26 protein-coding genes and 1 pseudogene are annotated in these 26,717 nt (G+C 64.6%); 23 read left to right on the top strand and 4 right to left on the bottom strand.

What is annotated here, in order from left to right:
* Positions 1 to 10 precede the first annotated feature (10 nt).
* The 5 genes from frsA to ACB037_RS03765 all read left to right on the top strand — a co-directional run bounded on the left by frsA (position 11) and on the right by ACB037_RS03765 (position 5,064).
* Complete coding sequence (frsA, locus tag ACB037_RS03785; protein ID WP_010675462.1) at positions 11 to 1,279, top strand: esterase FrsA; 1,269 nt, start codon at positions 11 to 13, stop codon at positions 1,277 to 1,279.
* 62 nt (positions 1,280 to 1,341) lie between these two features.
* Complete coding sequence (gene crl, locus ACB037_RS03780) at positions 1,342 to 1,734, top strand: sigma factor-binding protein Crl (protein WP_039040346.1); 393 nt, start codon at positions 1,342 to 1,344, stop codon at positions 1,732 to 1,734.
* 145 nt (positions 1,735 to 1,879) lie between these two features.
* Positions 1,880 to 2,983 (top strand): glutamate 5-kinase, encoded by a 1,104-nt coding sequence (gene proB, locus ACB037_RS03775; RefSeq protein ID WP_048207022.1) that lies wholly within the window; start codon positions 1,880 to 1,882, stop codon positions 2,981 to 2,983.
* Between the two features lie 32 nt (positions 2,984 to 3,015).
* Entirely contained in the window at positions 3,016 to 4,272 is a 1,257-nt protein-coding gene (locus tag ACB037_RS03770; RefSeq protein WP_262512438.1) for a glutamate-5-semialdehyde dehydrogenase, read from the top strand.
* A 156-nt stretch (positions 4,273 to 4,428) separates the two neighbouring features.
* Positions 4,429 to 5,064: a murein L,D-transpeptidase catalytic domain family protein gene (locus ACB037_RS03765; protein WP_042016892.1), complete on the top strand. Its 636-nt coding sequence runs from the start codon at positions 4,429 to 4,431 to the stop codon at positions 5,062 to 5,064.
* Positions 5,065 to 5,233: 169 nt separating this feature from the next.
* Here ACB037_RS03765 and ACB037_RS03760 read toward each other — a convergent pair whose 3' ends face one another.
* On the bottom strand, positions 5,234 to 5,665 hold the full coding sequence (locus tag ACB037_RS03760; RefSeq protein ID WP_041212463.1) for a universal stress protein: 432 nt from the start codon (positions 5,663 to 5,665) through the stop codon (positions 5,234 to 5,236).
* A 194-nt stretch (positions 5,666 to 5,859) separates the two neighbouring features.
* On the opposite strand from ACB037_RS03760, the gene ACB037_RS03755 reads away from it, so the two are divergent.
* Positions 5,860 to 6,603: a hypothetical protein gene (locus ACB037_RS03755; RefSeq protein WP_042016889.1), complete on the top strand. Its 744-nt coding sequence runs from the start codon at positions 5,860 to 5,862 to the stop codon at positions 6,601 to 6,603.
* 105 nt (positions 6,604 to 6,708) lie between these two features.
* Here ACB037_RS03755 and ACB037_RS03750 read toward each other — a convergent pair whose 3' ends face one another.
* A complete protein-coding gene (locus ACB037_RS03750; protein ID WP_128313969.1) occupies positions 6,709 to 7,212 on the bottom strand; it encodes an RNA methyltransferase in 504 nt (167 codons plus the stop codon).
* Between the two features lie 286 nt (positions 7,213 to 7,498).
* Here ACB037_RS03750 and ACB037_RS03745 point away from each other — a divergent pair, with 286 nt between their 5' ends.
* From ACB037_RS03745 to ACB037_RS03695, 11 genes and pseudogenes are all read left to right on the top strand, one after another.
* The gene (locus ACB037_RS03745; RefSeq protein WP_319910418.1) at positions 7,499 to 10,123 is read left to right on the top strand and encodes a nitrate reductase; all 2,625 of its coding nucleotides are present in this window, start codon (positions 7,499 to 7,501) and stop codon (positions 10,121 to 10,123) included.
* A gap of 28 nt (positions 10,124 to 10,151) precedes the next feature.
* Positions 10,152 to 10,910, top strand: a complete 759-nt coding sequence (gene cobA, locus ACB037_RS03740) for a uroporphyrinogen-III C-methyltransferase (RefSeq protein WP_010675453.1) — start codon at positions 10,152 to 10,154, stop codon at positions 10,908 to 10,910.
* Positions 10,911 to 11,035: 125 nt separating this feature from the next.
* The gene (locus ACB037_RS03735; RefSeq protein ID WP_010675452.1) at positions 11,036 to 11,620 is read left to right on the top strand and encodes an ANTAR domain-containing response regulator; all 585 of its coding nucleotides are present in this window, start codon (positions 11,036 to 11,038) and stop codon (positions 11,618 to 11,620) included.
* A gap of 344 nt (positions 11,621 to 11,964) precedes the next feature.
* A complete protein-coding gene (locus tag ACB037_RS03730) occupies positions 11,965 to 13,317 on the top strand; it encodes a CmpA/NrtA family ABC transporter substrate-binding protein (RefSeq protein ID WP_371174888.1) in 1,353 nt (450 codons plus the stop codon).
* 17 nt (positions 13,318 to 13,334) lie between these two features.
* On the top strand, positions 13,335 to 14,294 hold the full coding sequence (locus tag ACB037_RS03725) for an ABC transporter permease (protein WP_371174887.1): 960 nt from the start codon (positions 13,335 to 13,337) through the stop codon (positions 14,292 to 14,294).
* 31 nt (positions 14,295 to 14,325) lie between these two features.
* Complete coding sequence (locus ACB037_RS03720; protein WP_010675449.1) at positions 14,326 to 15,147, top strand: ABC transporter ATP-binding protein; 822 nt, start codon at positions 14,326 to 14,328, stop codon at positions 15,145 to 15,147.
* Between the two features lie 26 nt (positions 15,148 to 15,173).
* Complete coding sequence (nirB, locus tag ACB037_RS03715; RefSeq protein WP_371174886.1) at positions 15,174 to 17,756, top strand: nitrite reductase large subunit NirB; 2,583 nt, start codon at positions 15,174 to 15,176, stop codon at positions 17,754 to 17,756.
* Between the two features lie 47 nt (positions 17,757 to 17,803).
* A complete protein-coding gene (gene nirD / locus ACB037_RS03710) occupies positions 17,804 to 18,157 on the top strand; it encodes a nitrite reductase small subunit NirD (RefSeq protein ID WP_202044096.1) in 354 nt (117 codons plus the stop codon).
* Positions 18,158 to 18,301: 144 nt separating this feature from the next.
* Entirely contained in the window at positions 18,302 to 19,393 is a 1,092-nt protein-coding gene (locus ACB037_RS03705; RefSeq protein WP_042014421.1) for a PfkB family carbohydrate kinase, read from the top strand.
* Positions 19,387 to 20,295, top strand: a complete 909-nt coding sequence (locus ACB037_RS03700; RefSeq protein WP_043154288.1) for a pseudouridine-5'-phosphate glycosidase — start codon at positions 19,387 to 19,389, stop codon at positions 20,293 to 20,295. Before ACB037_RS03705 ends, ACB037_RS03700 begins: the two co-directional genes overlap by 7 nt.
* A 117-nt stretch (positions 20,296 to 20,412) precedes the next feature.
* Positions 20,413 to 20,511: pseudogene (locus tag ACB037_RS03695) on the top strand (pseudouridine-5'-phosphate glycosidase); the annotation flags it as partial.
* Positions 20,512 to 20,584: 73 nt separating this feature from the next.
* Here the strand turns inward: ACB037_RS03695 and ACB037_RS03690 are convergent.
* Entirely contained in the window at positions 20,585 to 21,310 is a 726-nt protein-coding gene (locus ACB037_RS03690) for a carbonic anhydrase (RefSeq protein ID WP_371174885.1), read from the bottom strand.
* 642 nt (positions 21,311 to 21,952) lie between these two features.
* On the opposite strand from ACB037_RS03690, the gene ACB037_RS03685 reads away from it, so the two are divergent.
* Together ACB037_RS03685 and ACB037_RS03680 are read left to right on the top strand one after the other, a co-directional pair.
* Positions 21,953 to 22,708, top strand: a complete 756-nt coding sequence (locus ACB037_RS03685) for a DNA/RNA non-specific endonuclease (RefSeq protein ID WP_151028191.1) — start codon at positions 21,953 to 21,955, stop codon at positions 22,706 to 22,708.
* Between the two features lie 207 nt (positions 22,709 to 22,915).
* Positions 22,916 to 23,263: a DUF2541 family protein gene (locus tag ACB037_RS03680; protein WP_029314779.1), complete on the top strand. Its 348-nt coding sequence runs from the start codon at positions 22,916 to 22,918 to the stop codon at positions 23,261 to 23,263.
* Between the two features lie 31 nt (positions 23,264 to 23,294).
* On the opposite strand, the gene mog is transcribed toward ACB037_RS03680, so the two are convergent.
* Entirely contained in the window at positions 23,295 to 23,825 is a 531-nt protein-coding gene (gene mog / locus ACB037_RS03675) for a molybdopterin adenylyltransferase (RefSeq protein WP_041212474.1), read from the bottom strand.
* A gap of 407 nt (positions 23,826 to 24,232) precedes the next feature.
* Between mog and ACB037_RS03670 the strand changes: the two genes are divergently transcribed.
* From ACB037_RS03670 to folA, 4 genes are all read left to right on the top strand, one after another.
* Positions 24,233 to 24,571 carry a DUF3135 domain-containing protein gene (locus ACB037_RS03670; protein WP_010675440.1) on the top strand — a complete coding sequence of 113 codons (339 nt, stop codon included), beginning with the start codon at positions 24,233 to 24,235 and terminating at the stop codon, positions 24,569 to 24,571.
* A 232-nt stretch (positions 24,572 to 24,803) separates the two neighbouring features.
* Positions 24,804 to 25,601 (top strand): threonine/serine exporter family protein, encoded by a 798-nt coding sequence (locus ACB037_RS03665; protein ID WP_342040942.1) that lies wholly within the window; start codon positions 24,804 to 24,806, stop codon positions 25,599 to 25,601.
* A complete protein-coding gene (locus ACB037_RS03660; RefSeq protein ID WP_010675437.1) occupies positions 25,598 to 26,065 on the top strand; it encodes a threonine/serine exporter family protein in 468 nt (155 codons plus the stop codon). The genes ACB037_RS03665 and ACB037_RS03660 overlap by 4 nt, the downstream gene beginning before the upstream one ends.
* Positions 26,066 to 26,088: 23 nt before the next feature.
* Positions 26,089 to 26,580, top strand: a complete 492-nt coding sequence (gene folA, locus ACB037_RS03655) for a type 3 dihydrofolate reductase (protein WP_342040941.1) — start codon at positions 26,089 to 26,091, stop codon at positions 26,578 to 26,580.
* Positions 26,581 to 26,717: the final 137 nt, after the last annotated feature.

The raw sequence follows: 26,717 nt of genomic DNA, 5'->3' as shown, positions 1-26,717 counted from the left end.
AGCCACCATTTTGGAACCAAACGACGATACCAATCTGACGGAAAAGCTGTTTACCCGGGTCAAAAAGGTATTGGAAACTTCCGAAGTCTCCAACTCTAGCCCCGTCGACGAGCAAGACAGCGCACTGTCTGACAGCTTCATCGATGGCGCCCTGTCGCCCCGCTGGTATCGCCTGCTGCGCAGACCGACCTGGGCCTGGCAGGGGGCCGATCCCGTCGAGGTGGAGCAGACCCTGGCGCACATCGCCATGGGGCAGGGGGAGCGCAGTCACGAACGCTATCTGGACACCATCAAGGGCTATGTGCCCGGCAACTGGGTCTATGAGTGGAGCCAGCTCGCCGGCCGTTATTTCAATACGGGGAGGACGCTGCTGGGGGAAGGGGATCGCGCCGCGGCGCTGAAGAGCCTGCTCAAGGCCGTGCGCTACTACTCCATCGCAAGCTACCCCCACCTCAAGCACGACGAGCTGGCGGATCAGGCCCAGTTGCTTGGCAACATGGCCTATCGCGAGGCCGGACGCCTGTTCAAGGTGCCCCTCAAGGAGTTGCAGGTCCCGTTTCGGGGCAAGACCATCCAGGGCTACCTGCATCTGCCCACCACCGAGAAACCTGTGCCCCTGGTCATCGTCAGTGGTGGCATCGATTCGCTTCAGGTGGACTTCCTCAACTTCTATTTCAAGTGTCTCGAGCCCCACGGCATCGGGATGCTCTCCCTGGACATGCCGGGCACCGGCTATGCCGAGCACTGGCCCCTGGTGCAGGACACCAGCCGCCTGCACCAGGCGGTGCTCAACTACCTCTCGGAGGTGGCCTGGGTCGATCACCAGCGCATCGCCATGGTGGGGTTCCGCCTCGCCGGCAATGTGGCGGCCCGTCTCGCCTTCGTCGAGCCATTCAAGCTTCGGACTGTGGTCTGCATCGGTGCCGGCATCAACCAGGTGTTCACCAATCAGGAGATGTTCGCCCGCTGCCCGCGCATGATGCGCGACGGGCTGGCGAACCGGCTGGGGGCGGACGCGGCCCAGTGGGATCTGCTGCGCACCAAGTGTCAGGTCTTCTCCCTCAAGACCCAGGGATTGCTGGGGAGTCGCACTTCCGTGCCGATATTGAGTATCGGGCACAAGAAAGATTTTATTTGTCCCGAGCAGGATGTCCGGGCATTGGCCGCTGCGAGTCGCAACGGCAAGGCGGTGGTGTTTGACAAGCAGCCACTGCTCGAGGTCTATGACGAGGCACTGAAAGAGACGGTAGATTGGCTCAAAAAGCACTTATGTACATGATATAAAACTAAAAATGTAACATCACCATGTGATGGTATGGCTTGTTCAACAGGGAGGTTAGCATGTCAGAAAGAGTGACTTACAAGCGATTGCTGCGGCAGTTCGCGGCCATTGGCCCCTATTTGCGTGAAGACCTGTGCGAGGAGGGCCGCTACCGCTTTGACTGCCTGTCCGTCTGCGTCAGCGCCAAGCCTGCCCCGGACAAGCGGGAGTTCTGGGGCTGGTGGCTGGTGCTGGAGCAGGCGGATCACAGCTTCAGCTACCACTATCAGACGGGGTTCTACAACGCGGACGGGGAGTGGATCGACAAGGCGCTGCCCAAGAAGCATCAGGCGGAAGTGGAACGCACCCTGCAACATTTCTACAAGCTCATCAGCGGCAAATTGACCCAGCTGGAGTGCACCCTCTCCCCCGCGAAGCAGGTGACCGCCGAACTGAGCGTGACGGCAGCCTGATCCCCAAGCCCCGCATCTTCCCGGTGCGGGGTACCCCGATGCTTTGTCACCGAGCCCGCAACTGCCTGGCGAGGCTTAATTGCCTTGCAGGGCAGGGGGGCCGTGGGTATAAAGGGATTCCTTACTTTTCTAACCCTTCGTTCCCATGGAAAACAGAACCATAGTCGTCAAACTGGGCACCAGCGTGCTCACCGGGGGATCTGCCCGCCTCAACCGTGCCCACATGGTCGAGCTGGTCAGACAATGTGCCGCCTTGCATCGACACGGGCACCGTGTCGTGCTGGTCACGTCGGGGGCCATCGCCGCCGGTCGTGAGCATCTGGGCCACCCTCCGCTGGCGCCTACCCTGCCGAACAAACAGATGCTGGCGGCGGTGGGTCAGACCCAGCTCATCCGGGTATGGCAGGACCTGTTCAACCTCTACGGGCTGCACATCGGCCAGATGCTGCTGACCCGCGCCGACCTGGAAGACAGGGAGCGCTACCTCAATGCCCGCGACACCCTGCGCACTCTGCTCGATCACCGCATCATCCCCGTCATCAACGAGAACGACGCCGTGGCCACCGCCGAGATCAAGGTGGGGGACAACGACAACCTCTCCGCCCGTGCGGCCATCCTGGCGGATGCGGACTTGCTGGTCCTGCTCACGGATCAGAAGGGGCTCTTCACCGCCGACCCGCGCACCAACCCGGATGCCCAGCTCATCGAAGAGGTGCAGACCATAGATGACACTCTGCGCTCCCTTGCCGGTGACAGCGTGAGCGGCCTTGGCACCGGTGGCATGGCCACCAAGTTGCAGGCCGCCGACGTGGCACGCCGCGCCGGGGTGGACGTGGTGATTGCCACCGGCCAGATCCCGGAAGTGATCGGCCGCCTCGCCGCCGGGGAGCGGGTGGGGACCCTGTTCCCGGCCCTGGCATCCCCCCTGGAAGGGCGCAAGAGCTGGATCCTGGCAGGGCCCCCTCCTCACGGCGAAGTGCAGGTGGATCAGGGGGCCGTGGCCGCCATGCAGGAGAAGGGCTCCAGCCTGCTGCCCAAGGGCATCGTCGCGGTGAAGGGAGATTTCGTGCGCGGCGACGTGGTGCGTATCCTGGATCCCAAGGGGAGCGAGCTGGCTCGCGGTATCTGCCGTTACGACCATCTGGAGCTGGATCGGCTGCGGGGTGTCCACTCGGATCAGATTGAACAGGTATTGGGTTACGGCTATGGGGCCGTGGCCATCCACCGTGATGACATGGTGCTGCTCTGAACAGGGCGGCACCGCATGAACAAAAGGGAACTGTGATGAGTCTGGAGAAAATGGGGCAGGCGGCCCGTGAAGCCGCCTATCAACTGGCCACCGTCAGTACGGCACAGAAGAACCGGGCGCTGGCGGCCATCGCCGATGAACTGGAAGCACGCAGTGCCCAGATCCTGGCGGCCAACGAGAAAGACATTGCCGCCGGGCGCGAGGCGGGGCTCACGGAAGCCATGCTGGATCGCCTGCTGCTCAACCCGGCGCGCCTTGCCGGCATCGTGGCGGATGTGCGCAAGGTGATCACCCTGGATGATCCGGTCGGGGCCGAAATCGACAGCCGGGTGCTGGAGAATGGCCTGCGCCTCTCCCGTCGCCGGGTGCCCATCGGGGTCATCGGCGTCATCTACGAGGCGCGCCCCAATGTCACCATCGACATCGCCAGCCTCTGCCTCAAGACCGGCAACGCCAGCATTCTGCGCGGCGGTCGCGAGACCTTCCACTCCAACCTGGAGCTGGTGCGGGTGATCCAGCATGCCCTGGCGGCGTCCGGCCTGCCCGAGGCGGCGGTGCAGTACATCGACAACCCGGACAGGGCGCTGGTGGCCGAGTTGCTGCGCCTCGACCGCTACGTGGACATGATCATCCCCCGCGGTGGCGCGGGTCTTCACAAGATGTGCAAGGAGAACAGCTCCATCCCCGTCATCATCGGCGGGTTCGGTATCAGCCATATCTTCGTGGACGAGAGCGCCGATCTGGCGCGTTCCCTGGCGGTCATCGAGAACGCCAAGGTGCAGCGCCCCTCCGCCTGCAACGCCCTCGATACCCTGCTGGTACACGAGAAGGTGGCGGCCACCCTGCTGCCGCAACTGGTGGCTCTGATGAACGAGCGCAAGGTGACTCTGGTGGGGGCGCCCAACGCCATGGCGCTGCTGGCTGGCAGCGACAACCTGTGCGACGCGGGGCCGGAAGATTTCGACACCGAGTGGCTGGGGCTGACCCTGGGGGTCAAGGTGGTGGCGGACGTCAACGAGGCGCTCGCCCATATGCGCGAGCACAACGCCGGCCACTCCGATGCTATCCTGACCAACTCCCTCGCCAATGCCGAGCGTTTCGTCAACGGGGCCGGTTCGGCGGCGGTCTATGTCAACGCCTCCACCCGCTTTACCGACGGCGGCCAGTTTGGCCTCGGGGCCGAGGTGGCGGTCTCGACCCAGATGCTTCACGCCCGTGGCCCCATGGGGCTGACCGAACTCACCAGCTACAAGTGGGTGGGGCAGGCGGATTATCTCAGCCGTGCCTGATCCAGGCACGCTCAGCAAGCAGGACAATGCCGACTCAGGTCGGCATTTTTGTGCTTTTTTATTGCTCGCAATCAATGGCTTGCATATAACTATCCAGCAGGATGCGGTGTCACCCGGGGCATCAGGCCAGCGACAGCAAGGGGAGCAACTTCAAGGATGAAGGGACAGGATAGGAGTGCGTGGTGGGGCAGCCTCTGGCTGAGCCTGCCACTGCTGCTGGGGGCGCTCTGTTTCAGCGGCGCCAGCCACGCCAGCTGGGACCAGGATCTCTATCGTCAGCTCGGGCTGGCGGGCAAACTCGACAGCCGCGTGTTTCGCAAGGCCCTGGACGGTTACCAGAGCGTGCGCCACAAGCGAAAACCCATTCTCACCATCATCGACTACAGCAAGCCCTCGACCATGCGCCGGCTGTTCGTCATCGACGTCAAGCGCCACAAGCTGCTCTACCACACCTGGGTCAGCCACGGCCGCAATTCGGGGGAGCTGGCCGCCCGCCAGTTCTCCAATCAGATGAATTCCCGGCAAAGTTCCCTGGGGGTCTACCGCACCGCCGAGACCTATCAGGGCAAGCACGGTTACTCCCTGCGTCTCGACGGCCTCAGTCCCGGCAAGAACAGCAATGCCCGCAAGCGCGCCATCGTGGTGCACGGGGCGGACTACGCCAGCCCCAGGCATCTGCAGAAGTTTGACAAGCTGGGGCGCAGCTGGGGATGCCCGGCCCTGCCAAGGGAGCAGTCCAGGGCCATTATCGACACCATCAAGGGAGGGAGCGTCATCTATGCCCATGGCTGAGACCCTGCCCGCGAGCCTGCTGCGAGGGCGTCACCAGGACTGGTGGGCGGCGCTCTACCTTGCCGACGACCTCTCGTTATCCCTCGTGCATCGGTTCTGAGATGAGCATCCCATGGCAATCAACAGCAAAAAGGCCAGCATATGCTGGCCTTGGCGCATCAGGCGGGGATTATTTGCGGACCACCAGCACAGGGCAGGGGGCGTGGCGCACCACGGATTCCGCCACGCTGCCCACCAGCAGGTGGGTGATGCCGGAGCGCCCATGGCTGCCCATGACCACGAGATCCACCTTGTCTTCCTTCGCCTGGAGGACGATTTCATCGGCGGCGCGGCCAAAGCGGACCTCGAACTTGGCCGGAATGGGCAGGCAGGCGACCAGTTCCTTGAGCTGACTCTTGGCCTGGCGTTCCATCTCGTGGGTGATCTCGATGGCCGTCATGTGCAGGATCTTGTAGCTGTCGAAGCCGTGCAGCTGATCCACCACGTGGACCAGTTTGAGCTCGGCCTGGTGGGTGTTGGCCATGAAGACGGCGTAGTCGAGTACCGCTCTGGACATCTCGGAGAAATCGACGGGGCAGAGCAGGGATTTGATGGTTGGCATGAGAATCTCCCCTCAAGTTGGGCTACTAATGAATCTTGTTTGCCATGATACGCTGTGGGGCGACAATAACCCTCGACCCGCTCGCAAAATGGGGAAAATGTCGGCCGGGACTCTGTTTTTCTATGCTATCTGTATGCCTGAACGGGCCGTCCGGCGGTGAGCATCTGCCGAGTGCCATATCACTGAGGATATTCATGGTTCGTCTTTTTCTGTTCTGTTGCCTGCTGATCACCTCGTTCGTGCGGGCAGACACCATACACGTCTATTGCGACGACTGGCCCGGCTTCTGTCACCGGGACGGCAAGGGGGTCTATCTGGATGTGGTTCGAGCCATCTATGAACCCCTGGGGCACGAGGTGAAGCTTCACATGGTGCCTTACAAACGGGCACTGGCGGTGGTGTCGCAAAAGGAGGGGGACATGGCGATGGGGGTCTATCGGGGAGAAGTGCCCGGGGTCCATCAGCCCGACTACCCCGACTCGGCGGACTACGTGAGCGTGGTGATGCAAAAGCGCTGGCTGCCGCACTGGGCAGGGGAGCACAGCCTCAAGGAGCAGGAGGTGCTCTGGCTGAGGGGGTGGGCCTTTGACAAGTTCATCCCGGAGCCGATGCGCTGGTTCGAGATAGACAGCCACGAGATGGCGCTGCAATTGCTGATCAAGGGGCGTTACCGCTACTACCTGACCGACGGCGCCCTCTACCCCGAAGGCTCCCTTCCCCCCGAGCTGGTACAGGTATTCCTGCGCTGGATCCCGACCTACCCCATCTTCGCCGATACCCCGAAGGGCAGGGAGTTGCACGGGCTCTGGGATCCCGGCATGCGTACCCTGATAAGGCAGGGCAAGCTGGCGGAGATCTATCGGCAGAACAAGCTCTACGACTACTACCAGGACTTTCTCAGGGAGCAGGTGGTGCGGGCGAACAAGCCACAGCCCTAGCTGTCGGGCCTGATGCCGTCATCGGGCCCCTCTTGCCCCGCCCTTAGTCTTTGGCTCTGAGCGTCTTGGCCAGCCGGTCGTAATAGATAACGTCTTGCCCCGCCCTTAGTCTTTGGCTCTGAGCGTCTTGGCCAACCGGTCATAGAGGATGACGTTGACCGAGGCGGCCAGGTTCATGCAACCCTGAGTCGGCACATAGATGACCTCCTTCACCGCCGCGAAGCGGGCGGGTTCCAGGGTGCCATCCTCCGGGCCGAAGATGTAGAAGGCTCTCTCGGGGTGCACGTAATCCGGCAGGGGCGTGGCCCCCTCGATCAAGTCCACCAGCACAGGGGTGCAGCCCTCGGGCACGAAGTCCAGCAGCTCCTCGACCCCGAGCAGGGGGATCTTCTCCACCATCTGCTTGGTGTCGGTGACAAAACGCCTCGCCAGCTCGAAGCGCTGCCCAGTGTAGTAGACCTCGTCCGCCCCGTAGCAGCCGGCGGCCCGCATCACGGCGCCCACGTTCTCCGGGGATTTGGGATTGACCAGCCCGATGGCGCAATAGTCCCCTCTCTCCCGGGCATCTGCCCGGTGCTGCCCGGCAGCGCCTTCATCTGACACTTTCATCTCTCTCTCCTGTGTGGCGGCGCATTATACCCCCGGTGGGCCCCTTGCCCAGCGTGCGGGGCGGATTCCCGCAAGGCGGGCCCAACAAGGGGGCGGCTGCACCGTGGCGGCGCAGCCAGACACCCTGATACGCAATGGCGGCGCCCCTTGCATCCTGGCGCGGGGTTTGCAGTCACTTCCCCATACAAGACGATGAGGCATCCGGACAAAGGCGTCCGTCCCCGCAGGGGGGCGGACGCTTTTTTTTTATGGGCCCCTCGTCAGACACATGACAAGGAGCAAGGGAATGAAGACCACCTGTGCCTATTGCGGAGTGGGGTGCGGCATCCGGCTGAGCCGGGAGGGTGACAACTGGCAGTTGCAGGGGGATGAGCAGCATCCGGCCAACGGCGGCGCCCTGTGCGTCAAGGGGGCCAGCCTGCTGGAGAGCCTGGCCTTTCCCGACCGCCTGCTCTATCCGCGCTGGATGGGGCAGCGCATCGGCTGGGAGGAGGCCCTGGACACCCTGGCGGAGCGCTTTGCCGCCATCCTGGCCGAGTCCGGGCCGGATGCCATCGGTATCTATCTGTCGGGCCAGCTCACCACCGAGGATTACTACGTCGCCAACAAGCTGATGAAGGGGTACCTCGGCAGTGCCAACGTGGACACCAACTCCCGGCTCTGCATGTCGTCGGCGGTGGTGGCCCACCAGCGCGCCTTCGGGGAGGATCTGGTGCCCGCCTGTTACGAGGATCTCGAGCTCGCCGATCTGGTGGTGCTCACCGGTGCCAACACCGCCTGGACCCATCCCGTGCTGTTTCGCCGCCTGCAGCAGGCCAGGGCGCGGCGCCCCGAGCTCAGGCTGGTGGTGCTGGATCCCCGCCGCACCATGACGGCGGAGCAGGGGGATCTGCATCTGGCACTCAAACCCGGCAGCGACGTGACGCTCTGGAACGGCCTGTGCCGCTACCTGCTCGATGTCGATGGCTGGGACAAGGCCTATGTGGCGCAGCACGTGAGCGGCTTCGAGGCGTTGGCGGGGGCGCTGGACGATCCGGCCTGGCAGTTGGACGAGGTGGCCCGCAGCTGCGGCCTCTCCCGCAGCGATCTGCTCGGTTTCTACCAGCTCTTTGCCCGCACCCCCAAGACCGTCACCCTGTTCTGCCAGGGGATCAACCAGTCCAACCAGGGGGTGGACAAGGCCAACGCCATCATCAACGCCCACCTGATGTGCGGTCGCATCGGCAAGCCGGGGGCGGCTCCCTTCTCCATGACGGGGCAACCCAACGCCATGGGAGGGCGTGAGGTGGGAGGGCTCGCGACCCAGCTCGCCGCCCACATGGGCTTTGGCGAGGCCGAGTGCGATCGGGTACAGCGCTTCTGGGGAAGCCCGACCATGGTGCGCGGGCCGGGGCACAAGGCCGTCGAGCTGTTCGAGGCGGTGCACCGGGGGGAGATCCGCGCGCTCTGGGTGCTCGGCACCAACCCGGCGGTCTCCCTGCCGGACGGCAACCGGGTGCGCGAGGCCCTGAGCCGCTGCGAGCTGCTGGTGGTCTCCGAGGTGACGGCCAACACCGACACGGCGCGCCTCGCCCACCTGCTGTTGCCTGCCGCCGCCTGGGGGGAGAAGAGCGGCACCGTCACCAACTCCGAGCGCACCATCAGCCGCCAGCGCGCCTTCTTGCCCCTGCCGGGGGAGGCCAGGCCAGACTGGTGGGCCCTGACCCGGCTCGCCCGTCGGCTCGGCTTTGGCGAGGGGTTCGCCTATGAGCACGAGCACGAAATCTTCTGCGAGCATGCCGCCCTCTCCGGGTTTGAGAACGACGGATCCCGCCAGTTCGACATCTCCGGGCTGGCGGGTCTCACCCGTGCCGAATTCGAGGCGCTTTCTCCCCTGCGCTGGCCCGTCAACGCCGACTGGCCCCGTGGGCGGGATCGCCTGTTCGAGGACGGACGCTTCGCCACCCCGGATGGCCGGGCCCGCCTGCTTCCCCTGGCCCAGCGCTTCCCCGAGCAGCCAGAAACGCCCTTGCTTGCAGGGGCTGTCTCCCTGCTCCTCAACAGTGGCCGCCTGCGGGATCAGTGGCACACCATGACCCGCACCGGCCACGTGCCCCGGTTGCAGGAGGCCGAGCCCTGGCCCAGGGTGCGGATGGGGGCCGCCAGCCTGCTGGCGCTTGGCGTGAAGGAGGGGGATCTGGTGCGCCTTTGCAACGGGCTCGGGGAGGCGCTGCTGCTGGTGGGGCTGGATGAGGGGCTCAGGGAGGGGGAGGCCTTCCTGCCCATGCACTGGACCGACAGCCAGTGCAGCCAGGGGGCGGTCAACCGCCTCATCGCCCCCGTGGTGGATCCCCTTTCCGGCCAGCCGATGTTCAAACAGGGGCGGGTGCAGGCCAGGGCGCAGCTCACCCGCTGGCAAGGGATCTGGTGTGGCCGTGGTGAGTGGCGCGAGCCGGTGGACTGGTGGGCCAGGCGTCCCCTGCCCGAGGGGAACTGCACCCTGCTGGCCTCCTGGTCAGAGAGCACAGAGAGCCTGTGGCAACGGCTTGGGGCCGAGGGGCACTGGCTCAGGCTGCCCATGAAGGAGGGGTGGCTGGCCGTGGCCCTGGCCGGAGATCGTATCGAGGGCATCTTGCTGGTGGGGGCGCGGCGCCCGGACATCAAGGTCGACCTGCTGGCCAGTCTGCTCGGCACGCCGCTCCAGGCGGGGGCCCTGAGCCAGACCCTGAGCCAGGCCCTGGCCGGGGAGAGCCGGCTGGTCTGCTCCTGCCTGCGGGTCTCGGAGCAGCGCATCGTCGATGCCATCACCCGGCAGGGGGTGAGCGAGTTGGCGGGGCTGCAGGCCCTGCTCGGCTGTGGCAGCAACTGCGGCACCTGTCTGCCCGAAATCGACAAGCTGTTGATCAAACATGTTTTCCTGGCATCCGCTTAGTGCGGTGCCAGGACACAAGGAGCCTGAGATGAGCCAAATCAGTCTGGTGGGAGCGGGCCCCGGGCCCCTCGAATTGTTGACCCTGCGCGCCCTGCACCGTCTGGAGGCGGCAGAGGTCGTGGTCTATGACCGCCTGGTGGGGAGCGAGATCCTGGCCCGCATTCCCCACGGGGCGGCCCGCTTCGACGTGGGCAAACGCTGTGGTGAACCGAGCCCGACCCAGGAGGAGATCAACGCCCTGCTGCTGGCCCTGGCCCGCACGGGCAAGCGGGTGGTGCGCCTCAAGGGAGGGGATCCCCTGGTGTTCGGGCGCGGTGGCGAGGAGGCGCTGCACCTGGCCCGGCACGGCATTGAGGCCGAGCTGGTGCCGGGGATCACGGCGGCCCTGGGGTGCGCCGCCAGCAGCTTCATTCCCCTGACCCACAGGGGGCTGGCCCGCTCCCTGACCCTGGTGACGGGGCACCTGATGGACGAGCGCGACTATCAGGGCTGGCAGGGGTTGACCCGGGCGGGCCACACCCTGGTGTTCTACATGGGGCTGGAGCGGGCGGCCCGCATTCGGGAAGGGATGTTGAGGGCGGGGGCTCCGGGCGCGCTGCCGGTGGCCCTGGTGGTGGCTGGCTGCAGCCCCCGCCAGCAGGTGCACGAGGCCACGCTCGATGGCCTGGAGCAGGCCGCCCGTGCCCTGCTGGGCCAGAGCCCGGTGCTGATCATCATGGGGGAGGTGGTGCGGCTGCGCGCCGAGCTGCAGGGGCTGCTGACGGAGGCCCTGGAACGGGTCGCCTGAGGGGCGATTTTCCCTCTACCCCCACTACCTCCTGATAGATAAAAAGGAGGTAGATTCAAAGAGTTGGCCTTCATGTTGCGGCATTTTCGCCAGACAGAACGCGATCGTCGCCGGCAAGGAGCGCCATGACCACTTTTTCCACCCGGGGCCAGGACGGCCCCGCTTCCCGGCTGTTGATCCACGCCGATGACCCGGGCCAGGCGAACCGCCTGGCCCTGCTGGTCAGTCACTACGGCCATCAGCCCGGGATCCTCGATACCCGCCAGTTGCTGACTCCGACGCAGAGGGGGGATGCCCTGCTCGTCAGTTGCCGCCAGTTCAGCGCCGAGGTACGCCTTGGCCTCTCCCTTTGGCCCGACATGCCGCGGCTCTTGTTCTGCGAGCGGCTGGGGGGCGATACCCAGCTCGCCCTGTTGCAGCAGGGGGTGTTGCTGGTGCCCCACCCTTGCGGCGAGCGTGAGCCGGTGGAGCAGTGGCTGCGCCTGGCCCGCAGTCAGCTCGCCATGGTGCAGGCCCTGATGCAGACCGAGAGCGAGCTACGCCAGAAGCTGGAGGATAGGCGGCTCATCGAGCAGGCCAAGGGACGCCTGATGCGCCATCAGGGGTTGGACGAGGACGAGGCCTATCGCCTGATGCGCAGCACCGCCATGAGCCGTCACCTGAGCCTGGGGGAGCTGGCGCGGCAACTGCTGCAGGCTTTGCCCGCCTGAGCGCTCCAGTGGCCAACCGTTTTGGTGCAACTGCGCCTAATTGAGGCAAATTTGAGGGAGGATCAGGGCACCACAGGCCGCAAAGGGCCGCCTGATGCACCCTGGACGAGCTGGCACGGAAAGTGAATAACAAAAACACGATAGCAATGAAGTAACGATGCGCAGTGAGGGGCCGGTCAGGTCACTCACCCGCAACAGGGCAAAGAAGCCCCGCCGATCCCGGATCGGCGGGGCTTTTTTTTGGTCGCGACGCACCTTGGGTCGCAGCGCTGCAACGAGGTGGCACTGCGATTCCAGGCAGCCTGGCGCCATGGCCCTGACCCGGAACCGAGGGAGGAGATGCAATGAACGGACGACAAGGATGTGCGGGGCTGCTGCTGGCGGCGCTGTCGCTGCCGGTGCTGGCACTGGGAGCCCCGGAGCAGGAGGAGCTCAGGCTCGGCTTCATCAAGCTGACCGACATGGCGCCGCTGGCGGTGGCCTACGAGCGGGGCTATTTCGAGGATGAGGGGCTCTACGTGACCCTCGAAGCCCAGGCGAACTGGAAGATCTTGCTGGATCGGGTGATAGACGGCGAGCTGGACGGTGCCCAGATGCTGGCGGGCCAGCCCCTGGCTGCCCACATCGGCATCGGCACCCAGGCCGAGCTGGTGACGGCCTTTGCCATGGATCTCAACGGCAACGCCATCACGGTGGCCAACAGCGTCTGGGCCGCCATGGCGCCCCAGTTGCCCAAGCCAGTGGCGGGCCAGGTGCCGGCCCCGGTGAGCGCCGCCGCCCTCAAGCCCGTGGTAGCGGAGTATCGCCAGGGGGGCAAGCCCTTCAACATGGGGATGGTCTTCCCCGTCTCCCCCCACAACTACGAGCTGAGGTACTGGCTGGCGGCAGGTGGCCTGCACCCCGGTTTCTATGCGCCCCGGCTCGGCGACAACTCGGGCCAGCGCCAGGCGGACGTGCTGCTGTCGGTGACGCCGCCCCCCCAGATGCCCGCCACCCTGGAGGCGGGGACCATCGCCGGCTACAGCGTGGGGGAGCCCTGGAACCAGCAGGCGGTCGCCAGGGGCATAGGGGTGCCCGTCATCACGGATAACGAGATCTGGCGCAACAACCCGGAGAAGGTGTTCGGCGTCACCCGGCAGTGGGCCGAGCGTCACCCCAACACCCATGTGCGGCTGGTGAAGGCGCTGCTGCGGGCGGCCTGGTGGCTGGATGCAGACGACAACGGCAACCGGCGCGCGGCGGCCAAGCTGCTGGCCAAACCCGAGTACGTGGGGGCGGACGAGCAGGTGATCGCGAACTCCATGACGGGCACCTTCGAGTACGCCAGGGGGGACAAGCGCCAGGTGCCGGATTTCAACGTCTTCTTCCGTCACCACGCCACCTATCCCTACTACTCCGACGCCATCTGGTACCTGACCCAGATGCGGCGCTGGGGCCAGATCCCCGAAGCCAGACCGGACGCCTGGTTCGAGCAGGTGGCCAAGGCCGTCTATCAACCAGATGTCTATCGCCAGGCCGCCGAGGCGCTGATCGCCGAGGGCAAGCTCAAGGCCAGTGACTTCCCGGACTTTGCCAGCGAGCAGGGCTATCGCGGCCCCCAGGATGGCTTCATCGACGGCCTCATCTACGACGGCCGCCACCCCAACGCCTACCTGCAACAGTTCGCCATCGGCCTCAAGGGCGATGAGCGGGTGTAATGAGCAAGGAGATCCCGATGAAACGACACACATGGCCCCTCATCCATTTAAAAGCCATCAACTGGAAAATCACGGTGCAGCCCCTGCTCGGCGTGCTGCTCTTCCTCGGCCTCTGGCAGTGGGGGGCGAGCCAGGTGCAGACCAGTCTGGGCACCCTGCCGGGGCCGCTTGCCACCGCCAGCCAGCTCTGGTCCCTCGGGCAGGAGCATCTGCAGGAGCGGGAGAAGGCGGCGGCCTTCCTCGAACGCCAGCAGATGCGCAACGCCGAGCGACTGGCGGCGGATCCGGCGGCCGAGGTGAAGCTGCGTCCCTACACAGGGCGCCCCACCTTCTTCGATCAGATAGCCACCAGCCTGCTCACCGTGCTGTGCGGCTTCGCGCTGGCGACCCTGATCGCCATTCCGTGCGGGGTGCTGCTCGGCATGAACCAGGGGCTCTATCGCGCAGCCAACCCGGTGATCCAGCTGCTCAAGCCGGTGTCGCCGCTGGCCTGGCTGCCCCTCATCACGCTAGTGGTGAGCGCTCTGTATGCAAACCCCACCCCCTGGCTTGCCAAGTCCTTCCTCACCTCGGCCCTGACGGTGACCCTCTGCTCCCTCTGGCCGACCCTGATCAACACGGCGGTGGGGGTGGCGGGGCTGGATGGGGATCTGCACAACGTCAGCCGGGTGCTGCGCCTCTCCTTTGTGACCCATGTGCGGCGCATCGTGCTGCCCGGGGCCCTGCCCATGATCTTCACCGGGCTGCGGCTCTCCCTGGGGGTGGCCTGGATGGTGCTGATCGCGGCGGAGATGCTGGCCCAGAACCCGGGGCTCGGCAAGTTCGTGTGGGACGAGTTCCAGAGCGGCGGCTCGGCCTCCCTGGCCCGCATCATGGTGGCGGTGATCACCATAGGCCTCATCGGCTGCGCCCTGGACAGGGGCATGCTGGCCCTGCAGCAGTGGTTGTCCTGGGACAAGCGCCAGGTGCTGCGTTAATCACATTTCTATTCAGGCAGGAGAAGAGCCAATGAAGAGTTATCTGGAGATAAGCGACGTCGGCATCTCGTTCGAGACGGAGCAGGGCAGCTTCGAGGCCTTGAGCCGGGTCAACCTGCGCATCGAGAAGGGGGAGTTTGTCTCCCTCATCGGTCACTCGGGCTGCGGCAAGAGCACCGTCCTCAACCTGGTGGCCGGGCTGCTGGAGCCGACCCTGGGGGGCATCATTCTCGATGGTCGCGAGGTGGCGGGCCCGGGGCCCGAGCGGGCCATGGTGTTCCAGAACCACGCCCTGCTGCCCTGGCTCAGCGTCCAGCAGAACGTGGCGCTGGCGGTGGCCCAGGTGGAGTCTGACAAGCGGGCGGTGGCGGAGCGGGTGGACTACTACCTCTCCCTGGTGCAGATGGATCACGCCAGCCAGAAGATGCCCCACGAGCTGTCGGGGGGGATGAAGCAGCGGGTCGGCATCGCCCGCGCCCTCTCGCTCTCCCCCAAGGTGCTGCTGATGGATGAACCGTTCGGCGCCCTCGATGCCCTGACCCGGGCCCATCTGCAGGATGCCCTGATGGCGATCCAGGCGGAGCTTGGCAACACCGTCATCATGATCACCCACGACGTGGACGAGGCGGTGCTGCTCTCCGATCGCATCGTCATGATGACCAATGGCCCCAGCGCCACCGTCGGTGAGATCCTGACCGTCGACCTGCCAAGGCCCAGAGACAGGGTCGCCCTGGCGGATGACCCCCACTACCACAAGCTGCGCCAGCAGGTGCTGCGCTTCCTCTACGAGAAGCAGCGCAAGGTGACCCCCCTCAAGGCAGCCGGGCAGGTGCGCAGCAAGCTGCGCGCCTGAGCCCGCCGGATTCAAGGAAGAGAGACATGACTGACAAAGAGCAACAGTGGGTGACAGGGGGCGGCATGGACCTGCTCGGTCGCCAGAACAGTGGTTCCGCCGACACGGCCGAAAAGCAACGGCTGCTGGTGGTGGGCAACGGCATGGTGGGTCATCACTTCGTCGAGCAGCTGGTGGCGGCGGGCGGCCTCGAGCGGTTCGACGTGACGGTGTTTGGCGCCGAGCCTGACGCCGCCTACGACAGGGTGCACCTCTCCGAGGTATTCGGCGGCAAGGCGCCCCAGGCCCTGCGCATGGCGGATCCCGCCTGGTATGAGGAGAGCGGCATTGCGCTGCGGCTGGGGGCCGAGGTGGAGGTGCTCGACCGGGCGGCCCGCACCCTGACGCTGGCCAACGGCGAGCAGTTCCCTTACGACCGTCTGGTGCTGGCGACCGGCTCCGTGCCCTTCGTGCCCCCCATCCCCGGTCATCAGCGGGAGGGCTGCTTCGTCTACCGTACCCTGGGAGATCTCGCCGCCATTCGCGATGCCTGCGCCCAGGCCCGCAGCGGCGTGGTGATCGGTGGCGGCCTGCTGGGGCTGGAGGCGGCCAACGCCCTGCGCCTGCTCGGCCTCAAGACCCAGGTGGTGGAGTTCGCCCCCAGGCTGATGCCGGTACAGCTCGACGAGAGCGGCGGCGCCGTGCTGCGGGACAAGATCCAGGCCCTCGGGGTCGAGGTGCTGGTGGAGAAAGCCACCGAGTGCATCGAGCAGGGGGAGCAGGCTCGCCACCGCCTGCGTTTCAAGGACGGCACTCATCTCGAGACCGATGTCCTGCTGTTCTCGGCGGGGATCCGCCCCGCCGATACCCTGGCCCGGCAATCCGGGCTGGAGGTCGGGGAGCGCGGCGGCATCTGCATCGACGACGGCTGCCACAGTTCGGATCCCGCCATCCTCGCCATCGGCGAGTGCGCGCTCTGGCAGGGGCGCATCTTCGGCCTGGTGGCCCCCGGCTACCAGATGGCCCGGGCCGCCGTGGCCAGTCTGTGCGGCGGCGAGACCCGCTTTATCGGGGCCGACATGTCCACCAAGCTCAAGCTGATGGGGGTGGACGTGGGCTCCATCGGCGATGCCCACGCCAGCACCGCCGGCGCCCAGGAGCTGCTGCTGCTGGACAGGGTCAACGGCATCTACAAGAAGCTGGTGACCGACGGCGAGGGCAATCGGCTGCTCGGCGCCATCCTGGTGGGGGACGGGGCCGATTACGAGCGGCTGCTGCAGTACTACCAGAACGGGGTGGCGCTGCCCCAGCCGCCGCTCTCCCTGCTGGTGGGGGAGGTCGGGGCCGCTCCGGCACCCCTGGTGCTGCCGGACAGCGCCATCCTCTGCTCCTGCCACAACGTGAGCAAAGGGGACGTGGTGGCCGCCGTTCGGGCGGGCAATCACGAGCTCTCGGCGGTGAAGAGCTGCACCAAGGCCGGCACCGGCTGCGGCGGTTGCAGCAACCTGCTCAAGCAGGTGGTGGATCAGACCCTGGCGGACCTTGGCGTCGAGGCGGACAAGGGGTTGTGCGAGCACTTCGCCTACGGCCGTCAGGAGCTCTATCACCTGGCCCGGGTCGGCGAGCTGAAGAGCTTCGAGGCGCTGCGGGACAAGCATGGCCAGGGGCTGGGGTGCGACATCTGCAAGCCGACGGTGGCCTCCATCCTGGCGTCCCTCTGGAACGAGCACGTGCTGGAGAAGCCCCACCGCGCGTTGCAGGATACCAACGACGCCTTCCTTGCGAACCTGCAAAAGGACGGCACCTATTCGGTGGTGCCGCGCATCCCGGGGGGGGAGATCACCCCGGAGGGGCTCATCACCATCGGCGAAGTGGCGCGCAAATACGGGCTCTACACCAAGATCACCGGCGGCCAGCGCATCGATCTCTTCGGCGCCCGGGTCGACCAGCTGCCCGCCATCTGGGGCGAGCTGGTGGCGGCGGGCTTCGAGACCGGTCAGGCCTACGGCAAGTCGGTGCGCACCGTGAAGTCCTGCGTGGGCTCCACCTGGTGTCGTTACGGGGTGCAGGACTCCATGACCCTGACCCAGACCCTGGAGCACCGCTACAAGGGGCTGCGGGCGCCACACAAGCTGAAGTTTGCGGTCTCCGGCTGCACCCGGGAGTGCGCCGAGGCCCAGAGCAAGGACATCGGCGTCATCGCCACCGAGCGGGGCTGGAACCTCTATGTGTGTGGCAACGGCGGCATGCGGCCGCGCCACGCGGACCTCTTTGCCACGGATCTCGACGAGCAGACCCTGATCCGCTACATCGACCGGCTGCTGATGTTCTATGTGCGCACCGGGGACAGGCTGCAACGCACCTCGGTCTGGATGGAGAACATGGAAGGGGGGCTCGACTATCTCAGGTCGGTGATCATCGAGGACAGGCTCGGCATCGGTGCCGAGCTGGAGGCCATGATGGAGGGGATAGTCGGCACCTGGCAGTGCGAGTGGAAGAGCACATTGGCGGATCCGGACAAGCTCAAGCTGTTCGAGGCCTTCGTCAACCGGCCCGAGGACGAGACGCCGCCGCGCCGTGAGGAGCGGGGGCAATGGGTGCCGGATATCGCTGTCAAGGAGGTGGTATGAGCGGGGGCAACGGGTTGCACGCCCGCCATCAGTATCAAGGAGGTGGTATGAAGGATGACAAGGACGGTACACAGCTCTGCGGGCAGTGGCACCGGGTGTGCGAGCTGGCGGCGCTGCCGGAGCAGGGGGGGCGCAGCGCCTGGCTGGAGGGGCGGGTACTGGCGCTGTTTCGCCTCGGGGAGCATATCTATGCCCTGGACGGGGTGGACCCCCTGGCCGGCGTCGCCGTGCTGGGGCGTGGCCTGGTGGGGGATGCCGGTGGGGAGCCCGTGGTGGCCTCGCCGCTGTATAAGCAGCGCTACGCCCTGATGGACGGTCGCTGTCTGGACGATCCTGCCCTGAGCGTCGCCTGCTGGCCGGTGCGGCTGGAGGGGAGCGAGGTCTGGGTACAGCTGGGGTGAGTGGCCCATCTGAAAACCATGTTGTGATCGCCGGGCACTGCCCGGTGATTTTTTGTGCGCGACCCGACATTTCTTGTACGAGAGGATGGCGGGAAAACGTTTTTCGGAAATAATAGACAAACGTTTGCAACTGGATGTTTGTCTATGACGGAACGTGAGCAAGAGATCCTCGCCCTGCTGCGCCAGGATCCCATGATTGCCCAGCAGGAGCTGGCGGACAGGCTCGGCATCAGCCGTTCCGCGCTGGCGAGCCACATCTCCAGCCTGATGCGCCAGGGCTATGTGCAGGGGCGCGGCTATGTGCTGCGCGAAGGCCCCTACGCCGTGGTGATCGGCGGCGCCAACATGGATATCTGTGGCTGCAGCCACGACAACCTGCGCATCGGCGACTCCAACCCGGGCCGGGTACGCACCTCCGCCGGCGGGGTAGGGCGCAACATCGCCGAGAACCTGGCGCGCCTTGGCACCGACACCCGGCTACTGACCGCGGTGGGCAACGATCAGTACGGCCATCATCTTCTGGAGGTGAGCCAGCGCGCCGGGGTCGATGTGCGCCAGGTGCTGGTACTGGAGGGTCAGTCGACCTCCTGCTATCTCAGCCTGCACGATGGCAGCGGCGAGATGAGCTGCGCCGTCAACGACATGGGGATCATCGAGCAGCTCACCCCGGCCCGGCTCACCCCCCTGAGCGGTTTTCTCGGTGCGGCCCGGCTCTGGGTGCTCGACACCAACCTCGCCACCCACACCCTGGACTGGCTGTTCGAGCGCCAGGGGGAGCACATCATCTTCGTGGACACCGTGTCGGTGGCCAAGGTGGAGAAGATCCGCCCCTGGCTGCACCGCATCCACACCCTCAAACCCAATCGCACCGAGGCGGAGCAGCTGTGCGGCTTCACCATCGGGGGGCCCGACACCTGGCCCATGGCGGCGGCCTGGTTCCACCGCGCCGGGGTGCAGCGGCTCTTCCTGAGCCTGGGCGATCAGGGGATCTTCTATAGCGACGGGGCCTGCCAGGGCCATCTGCCCGTGCTCGGCAGCCCGGTCGTCAACGTGACCGGCGGCGGCGATGCCTTCATGGCAGGGCTGGCCCACGCCTGGTTGCAGGAGCAGGGCATCATGGAGACAACCCGGTTCGCCCTCGGTTGCGCCGCCCTCACCGTCAATTGTTCCGATACCGTCTTTTCCGGCCTATCCAAGGCCGCCGTTGAACGCATGCTGGAGGAGTACCCATGTTGAACGCTTACCTCGATATCCAACCTGAAGTTGCCGCCGCGCTGGCTGCCGGCAAGCCGGTGGTGGCCCTGGAGTCCACCATCATCTCCCACGGCATGCCCTATCCGCAGAACGTGGAGACGGCGCGCCAGGTGGAGCAGGTGGTGCGGGACAACGGCGCCGTGCCGGCCACCATCGCCATCATCGATGGCCGCCTCAAGGTGGGTCTGGATGCGGGGGCCCTGGAGGCGCTGGGCCGGGCCGGTCATGCCGCCACCAAGTGCAGCCGCCGCGACATTCCCTTCGTGCTGGCCAACAAGGGGCTGGGGGCGACCACGGTGGCCTCCACCATGATAGTGGCCGCCATGGCCGGGATCCGGGTGTTCGCCACCGGCGGCATCGGCGGCGTGCATCGCGGCGCCCAGGAGACCTTCGACATCTCGGCTGACCTGCAGGAATTCGCCCAGACCCCGGTGGCCGTGGTTTGCGCCGGTGCCAAGTCAATCCTCGACATCGGTCTGACCCTGGAGTACCTGGAGACTCAGGGGGTGCCGGTGATCGGCTACCAGACCGAGGAGCTGCCCGCCTTCTACACCCGGGAAAGCGGCTTCAAGGTGGATTACCGCCTGGAGAGCCCGGCGGCCATCGCCGAGGCGCTGCGTCTGAAGTGGGAGCTGGGGTTGGCTGGGGGCGCCGTGGTGGCGAACCCCATTCCGACCCAGTTTGCCATGCCCAAGGCCGACATCGACGCCGCCATTGCCCAGGCACTGCGAGAGGCGGACGAGCAGGGGGTCAAGGGCAAGGAGTCCACCCCCTTCCTGCTGGCCCGGGTGTGCGAGCTGACCGGTGGCAACTCCCTGGCGGCCAATATCCAGCTGGTGCTGAACAACGCCGCGCTGGGGGCGCGCATCGCTGCCAGCCTGTGATCGGTCGTCCGGATGTGCGAGCTGACCGGCGGCAACTCCCTGGCAGTTAATATCCAGCGGGTGCTGAGCAACGCCGCGCTGGGGGCGCGCATCGCTGCCAGCCTGTGATCGGTTGTCAGGGTGTGCGAGCTGACCGGTGGTAACTCCCTGGCAGCCAATATCCAGCTGGTGCTGAACAACGCCGCGCTGGGGGCACGCATCGCTGCCAGCCTGTAAACACCTTTGCGAAAGATGCAAAAGAGGGCCAATAGGCCCTCTTTTTATTGCGCGAATCGGTGAGATAACCCTCTTATTCCAGCACCAGTCGCCCGTTGAGAGGCTGGACGGGGCGGTTGTTGGGGTGGTGCATCACCGCCTTGAAGGCATCGATCTGGGCCTGGCTGGCCTGGACCGGCTCCTTCATCACCAGCCAGCGCACTCCTTCCGAGCAGGGTGGGGTGGTGAGGGACCCGCTGAAGCGGTAGTAGTCGTGCTGGGCGGGCAGCAGTTGCTCTGCCGAGATGGGTTCCTTGAAGGCATGGATCTCCCCCGCCTTGGCTGGCAGCACCTGCCAGGCCTGGCTCAGGGCCCCATTGGCCTGGCCCGGCTCGAACATCACGGCGACCACCGCCAACTCCCCCTTGTCATTGGCATGGACCAGGTGACCCTCCAGGGGGTAGGACCTGCCCTCGATGAGGTTTTCGCTGGGGGCGTGGAAGTGGAGCTGCTTGAGTTCGAAGTGCATGCCGTCGAGCTCAAGGGTGCTGCCGGGGGCATAGTTGACCTGCACCGTGTGGCCGTTGTTGACCAGCGTCTTGCCACCCGCCTGATAGTGGAACTGCAGGGGGGCCAGATCGGCCTTCACCAGACCCGAGAGGTTGACCGGCGACTGGTTGCTGCCGGCACACTGGCCATATTCCGGGGTCAGGCTGGCCCATTTCGCCGGGCCGGCCTCGCCGCTGTATTCCCAGTGTGTGGTGGCGGCAAAGGCGGCAGGGCAGAGCAGCAGGGCGCCAGCCAGCAGGGACTTTTTCATCATGCATCCTTATCCTGATTGAAAAGCACGGCCATTCCTGGCCTTCCGGCAGGAAGGCCAGGAATGGCATCGTTGGAAACGCAGGGTACGCGGTGCCAGACCGGATTAATTGTTATGAAAGGTCTGTCGTCATCGTTATTTGAAGCGTGGCATGAGGCGGCGCCATGATGTATTCCGGCAACGGGGCACGCTTATTCATGAAGGAGAAATCCTGCGGGCATTTTCGCAATGAACGGCCCCCTTTCATGGCGCCCCAAATAGATGACGGGCTGATTCTAGAGGGCTTTTCATGGCTTCGTTTGATCTCGAGCAAACAAGCGCGGACTAATTATCGGGCTTGAGGATCCCTTATTTCGTTGGGTTTTTTCGATATTCCCTGACCCGGCCAGGGGCGTGCGTGGTGGGAGCCGGGCGCTGCGCTGACAGAGTGCCTCGGTGTTGACCCCTTATCTCTCTGATAGTGCTGGAGAAATTCCCCCCTCAGCACAGTGACGGCGGGATGACAATCCCCCGGTTGGCGGCGCCTTGTTTGCGGTTTTGCCGTCCTCTTCACATTTCCGGATTGCTCGCTATTTGTGCGATTGCCTTACTCATCCGACCTGGTGTCAAATCACTCCGCCTAACACAAGGAGTGGCATAATAATGAATAATATCAATAAATTAGTTCTGGCTATCGGATTCACTCTCACCACCTTCCCGAGCCTGGCGGCGGGATTCCAGTGCGGGGAGCACGTCACCCTGGGGGTACCCGGTCAATCCAGTCAGCTGTTGTGCCGGGAGGGCTATGCCGCCGGGTACAACTACGACACCAAGGTCTCTGACTGGGTCTCTTACCGGATGACGGCGACCAGCGCCCAGGGTCAGGTGCCGCGCAAGGATGCCTTCGCCGAGGACAAGGAGGTGCCGGTGCAGTTTCGCGCCACCCTGTCGGACTACAAGGGCTCGGGCTATGACCGCGGCCACCAGGCACCGGCGGCGGACATGCGCTCCACCGCCAACACCATGAAGCAGAGCTTCCTGCTGACCAACATGACCCCGCAACTGCCGGCGCTCAACCAGGGGGCCTGGCGCATCCTGGAGGAGAAGACCCGGCAGTGGGCCATCACCTACAAGAGCGTGCAGGTGATCACCGGCCCCATCTTCACCCACTCCGATGGCGCCATCGGCAACGGCGTGACCGTGCCCCACGCCTACTACCGGGTGGTGATGGATCTGGCGGGCAAGCGGGCCATCGCCTTCATCCTGCCGCAAGAGAACGTCTCGGCCAGTCGGCTGGCGGACTATGTGGTGACGGTGGATGAGGTGGAGGAGCAGACCGGACTCGACTTCTTCACCGAGCTGCCGGATGAGCAGGAAGAGGCCATGGAGTCGCGGCTGTCGGCCATGTGGGGCAGCTAGCGCGTCCGGCAGGGGTAACGGGGGCCCAGGCCCCCGTTACCCACACGGCCTCCGGCCATTGCCATGGCCCCTGGTACAGGGCCAGTACAGTTTGGGTCTGGCATCGGGCCCTTATCATGACTCCTTTTTTCAGGAGGCATCATGTCAGCGCTGTTTTCCCTTCACTCCTCGTCCACTCTTGCCCGCGCGTTGCGCATCTGCGTACCCATGGCGTTGCTGGGGGCTGCTGTTCCCCCCGCCATGGCCGACGAGGATATCCGCTTGGGGCAGACCATTCTGCTCGGGGTCGGCGATCATCCCGCCATCATTCCCATGCTCGCCTGCCGGCCGACCAAATCCATCATGGTCAAGGCAGGGCGGGAGTTGACCCTGGAGCGGGTCAAGGTGTTCTACGGCAACGATCGCAGCAAGACCCTCTATTTCGACAAGGTGTTGAGAGAGGATCAGGAGTCGGGGTGGCAATCCCTCGGCAGCCGACTCTGCATCAAGCGCATCGAGGTGTACGGCAATTCGGAAGGGAGCAGGGCGGGGGTCAAGGTGTACGGGCGCAAATGAGCAAAGGGCGGGGGAAATCCCCGCCCAGTGCTTATTTCTTCGGGCGGAACGGTTTGATGATGGCCTCGTCGCACTCGAGATAGGGCCCTTCCATCAGGTCGATGCAGTAGGGGATGGCGGGGAAGACAGCATCCAGGCACTCGCGGATCGATTTGGGCTTGCCCGGCAGGTTGACGATGAGCGAGCTGCCGCGCAGGCCGGCGGTCTGGCGCGACAGGATGGCGGTCGGCACGAACTTGAGGGACTCGGCCCGCATCAGCTCGCCAAAGCCCGGCATCATGCGATCGCACACCGCCTCGGTGGCCTCCGGGGTCACATCCCGCCTGGCCGGCCCTGTGCCCCCCGTGGTAACGACAAGGCAGCACTGCTCATCGTCCACCAGCCGAACCAGGGTCGCCTCAATCTGATCCTGCTCGTCGGGGATCACCTGATAGACGGGCTCCCATTCCGAGGTCAGGTAGGCGTTCAGGGTGTCGATGATGGCCTTGCCGGAGAGATCTTCGTAGATGCCTGCACTGGCGCGATCGCTGACGGTGACGATACCGATTCTTGCCTTGCTCATGGTCTGCCCTTGGTTGCCGCAATAAAGTGGTAAATAAAATAACATAATCAGTGAGATATGTTAAACCGCCGGATGGTACAAGGGGAGGGCGTCGAGCCTGGGAGAGAGTCGAATGAAAAACAATTTTGAGGAAAGTTCCTTAATAAGGCATAAGGCCGAGAAAAATGGCGCTGAAATTTTATAAAAAAACTGACGCAGGCCGGATTCGGTTAATTTCATGAATCATAAGGAATAAATGATTTTTTCCGCCAACGATGCGCAATCCGTGCCAAAAACCGGACTCCTGTGGCTCGGCGGTGAATGGCCCAAAATCGCCACCATCCTATATAACCTTCCCTAGGGACAGTGAAATAGTGATGTGCCCGGCGTCGTTCCATTCCATGGGCGAGGTCCGGCCAGGAGGGTATATGGAGCTGCCTGATTTCGATACCCTGAAGTACTGGGCGCTGGCCGAGCCGGAGCGACTCGACGCGCTGCTGCACCAGCAGATAGAGACCCTGATCGCCCAGGTGGGACCAGAGCGGCAACGTCGGTTGCGAGGTCTGCAATTTCGCATCGACTGCCAGCGCCGCCTGGCCAGAAACAACCTCGACAGCTGCATCCGGATAGCCAACATGATGCATGACTCCGTCTACGCCATGCGCCAGCACATTCTGGATCTGCAGAACGAATCTTGTCAGGAAATGGCAGAGCCCCCGCTGCCGGATAATGTGATAGCGTTTTCCAGTTATCTGAAACGGAAATAATTCACGGCCCTGTTCAAGATATAAAAAAACAGGGTATTTATTAATTTGTTTAACCCCTTCTCAAACAAGTTGTTAAGCAAGTTGGGTAAATTGTTTTTTATTTGCTGCAAATATTCCCCGGGCGGCTGAATAATAGTGACCAGTGCCCGCAGTCCGATAGAGATGGATGAAGGTGTATTTATTTTGGGGTAATATCCAGACACATTTCATCTTGCTATGACTCAAAGGGATCATGAGAAGCATCACACCAGGAAGGGTGCTGTCGCGAGAGCAGCAGACGGAGATCACCCGGATCATCGTCAAGGCGGGCCAGATGCTGGCCCAGTTTGGGGCGGAGAGCCGCATCATCGAGCAGACCACGGTCCGCCTGGGCATGGCGCTCGGGCTGGAGAGCGTCGAGATGGCCATCTCTTCCAGCGCCATCGTCCTCACCAGCCTCTACCAGGGCAGTTGCGTCACCACCACCCGCCGGGTGCGGGAGCACGGCATCAACATGCAGGTGGTGTGCGAAATCCAGCGCATCTGCATCATGACGGAGAAGTCGCTTATCGGCGCGCGCGAGGTACGTCAGCGCCTCGAGGCCATCACGCCGTTCCACTATCACCCCTGGCTGGTGGTGCCCATGGTGGGGCTCTCCTGCGGTGCCTTCAGCCTGCTGTTTGGCGGTGACTGGCCCATCTTCCTGGTGACCTGCTGCTCGGCCTCGGTCGCCATGCGGGTGCGCCAGCTCATTGCCCGCCATCACCACAGTCCACTCATCAACTTTGCCGCCACCGGTTTCATCGCCACCCTGCTCGCCTCCAGCGCCACTTTCTTCGGCTGGGGCGAACAACCCTATCTCACCATGGCCGCCAGCGTGTTGCTGCTGGTGCCGGGGTTCCCGCTCATCAATGCGGTCTCCGACATGGTGAAGGGTTACTTCAACATGGGGCTGGCCCGCTGGGGCACGGCGACACTGCTGACCATCAGCGCGGCCATAGGGATCATTCTCGCCATGTCGGTCACCGGGATCTGGGGGTGGAAGGTATGATGGAACTGCTCTGGCTGCTGGCCAAGGATGCCTTCTGGTCGGCCATTCCGGCGGTGGGCTTTGCCATGCTGTTCAACGTGCCGCCACGGATGCTCAAATATTGCGCCATGGGGGGCGCGTTGGCCCACAGCCTGCGTACCCTGCTCATCCACTACGGCATGCCCATCGAGTGGGCCACCCTGGCAGCGGCGACCACGGTCGGCTTTGTCTGTGTCTACTGGTCGCGCCGCTTGCTGGCACCACGCCCGGTGTTCAGCGTCGCCTCCATCATCCCCATGATCCCGGGCAGCTACGCGTTCAAGACCATGATCGCCATCGTGGAGCTCAATATCTCCGGGGTGACCATGGAGCTGCTTCAGAGCGCGGTGGAGAACGGCCTCAAGGCGCTGTTTATCGTGGGGGCCCTGAGTTTCGGTTTGGCGATCCCCTCTCTGGTCGTGTACCGTAACCGCCCCATTATCTGACGACGGTGCGAGAGGTTGACCCCATGATGATTTCCATGATTGCCGCCATGGCCCAGGACAGGGTGATCGGCCTGGACAACCAGATGCCCTGGCATCTGCCGGCGGATCTGGCCCACTTCAAGCGGGTCACCCTGGGTAAGCCGGTGCTGATGGGGCGCAAGACCTTTGAATCCATCGGACGACCGCTGCCCGGGCGCCGCAACCTGGTGATCAGCCGCAACCCCGACTACCGGGCCGACGGCGTGGAGGTTATCGACTCGGTGGAGGCCGCACTGGCCCTGCTGGCGGATAGTGACGTCGCGGAGCTGATGGTGATCGGGGGCGGTCATCTCTACGGCCAGCTGCTGCCACGGGCCGACAGGCTCTATCTGACCCGTATCGATCTGGCGGTGGAGGGGGATACCCGTTTCCCGGCCTTCGACGAGAATGACTGGTCGTGCATCGAGCGCGAGTCCCATCACCCCGACGAGAAGAACCCCCATCCCTACTGTTTCGAGACCTGGCAGCGGCGCTGAGCCCTCTGATGCCATGAAGAGCCCCTTGCGACAGCCGGGGGCTTTTTTGTGCCCTGTTGCTGCAAAGAGAAGGGGGCTGAACCGGCATGGTTGAAGGTGCCTGAAGCAATATCCGGAATGCGTGACATTAAAATGAT

Source organism: Aeromonas sp. S19(2024) (assembly GCF_041402625.1).
Lineage (GTDB): Bacteria > Pseudomonadota > Gammaproteobacteria > Enterobacterales > Aeromonadaceae > Aeromonas > Aeromonas caviae.
Note: the sequence above shows the minus strand (reverse complement) of the source record. Positions and strands in the feature narration are given on the sequence as shown.

Coding starts and splice junctions, on each gene's coding strand:
- crl (WP_039040346.1), top strand. CDS start 1,342: ATGTCAGAAAGAGTGACTTACAAGCGATTGCTGCGGCAGTTCGCGGCC.
- proB (WP_048207022.1), top strand. CDS start 1,880: ATGGAAAACAGAACCATAGTCGTCAAACTGGGCACCAGCGTGCTCACC.
- ACB037_RS03765 (WP_042016892.1), top strand. CDS start 4,429: ATGAAGGGACAGGATAGGAGTGCGTGGTGGGGCAGCCTCTGGCTGAGC.
- ACB037_RS03760 (WP_041212463.1), bottom strand. CDS start 5,665: ATGCCAACCATCAAATCCCTGCTCTGCCCCGTCGATTTCTCCGAGATG.
- ACB037_RS03755 (WP_042016889.1), top strand. CDS start 5,860: ATGGTTCGTCTTTTTCTGTTCTGTTGCCTGCTGATCACCTCGTTCGTG.
- ACB037_RS03750 (WP_128313969.1), bottom strand. CDS start 7,212: ATGAAAGTGTCAGATGAAGGCGCTGCCGGGCAGCACCGGGCAGATGCC.
- ACB037_RS03745 (WP_319910418.1), top strand. CDS start 7,499: ATGAAGACCACCTGTGCCTATTGCGGAGTGGGGTGCGGCATCCGGCTG.
- cobA (WP_010675453.1), top strand. CDS start 10,152: ATGAGCCAAATCAGTCTGGTGGGAGCGGGCCCCGGGCCCCTCGAATTG.
- ACB037_RS03735 (WP_010675452.1), top strand. CDS start 11,036: ATGACCACTTTTTCCACCCGGGGCCAGGACGGCCCCGCTTCCCGGCTG.
- ACB037_RS03730 (WP_371174888.1), top strand. CDS start 11,965: ATGAACGGACGACAAGGATGTGCGGGGCTGCTGCTGGCGGCGCTGTCG.
- ACB037_RS03725 (WP_371174887.1), top strand. CDS start 13,335: ATGAAACGACACACATGGCCCCTCATCCATTTAAAAGCCATCAACTGG.
- ACB037_RS03720 (WP_010675449.1), top strand. CDS start 14,326: ATGAAGAGTTATCTGGAGATAAGCGACGTCGGCATCTCGTTCGAGACG.
- nirB (WP_371174886.1), top strand. CDS start 15,174: ATGACTGACAAAGAGCAACAGTGGGTGACAGGGGGCGGCATGGACCTG.
- nirD (WP_202044096.1), top strand. CDS start 17,804: ATGAAGGATGACAAGGACGGTACACAGCTCTGCGGGCAGTGGCACCGG.
- ACB037_RS03705 (WP_042014421.1), top strand. CDS start 18,302: ATGACGGAACGTGAGCAAGAGATCCTCGCCCTGCTGCGCCAGGATCCC.
- ACB037_RS03700 (WP_043154288.1), top strand. CDS start 19,387: ATGTTGAACGCTTACCTCGATATCCAACCTGAAGTTGCCGCCGCGCTG.
- ACB037_RS03690 (WP_371174885.1), bottom strand. CDS start 21,310: ATGAAAAAGTCCCTGCTGGCTGGCGCCCTGCTGCTCTGCCCTGCCGCC.
- ACB037_RS03685 (WP_151028191.1), top strand. CDS start 21,953: ATGAATAATATCAATAAATTAGTTCTGGCTATCGGATTCACTCTCACC.
- ACB037_RS03680 (WP_029314779.1), top strand. CDS start 22,916: ATGGCGTTGCTGGGGGCTGCTGTTCCCCCCGCCATGGCCGACGAGGAT.
- mog (WP_041212474.1), bottom strand. CDS start 23,825: ATGAGCAAGGCAAGAATCGGTATCGTCACCGTCAGCGATCGCGCCAGT.
- ACB037_RS03670 (WP_010675440.1), top strand. CDS start 24,233: ATGGAGCTGCCTGATTTCGATACCCTGAAGTACTGGGCGCTGGCCGAG.
- ACB037_RS03665 (WP_342040942.1), top strand. CDS start 24,804: ATGAGAAGCATCACACCAGGAAGGGTGCTGTCGCGAGAGCAGCAGACG.
- ACB037_RS03660 (WP_010675437.1), top strand. CDS start 25,598: ATGATGGAACTGCTCTGGCTGCTGGCCAAGGATGCCTTCTGGTCGGCC.
- folA (WP_342040941.1), top strand. CDS start 26,089: ATGATGATTTCCATGATTGCCGCCATGGCCCAGGACAGGGTGATCGGC.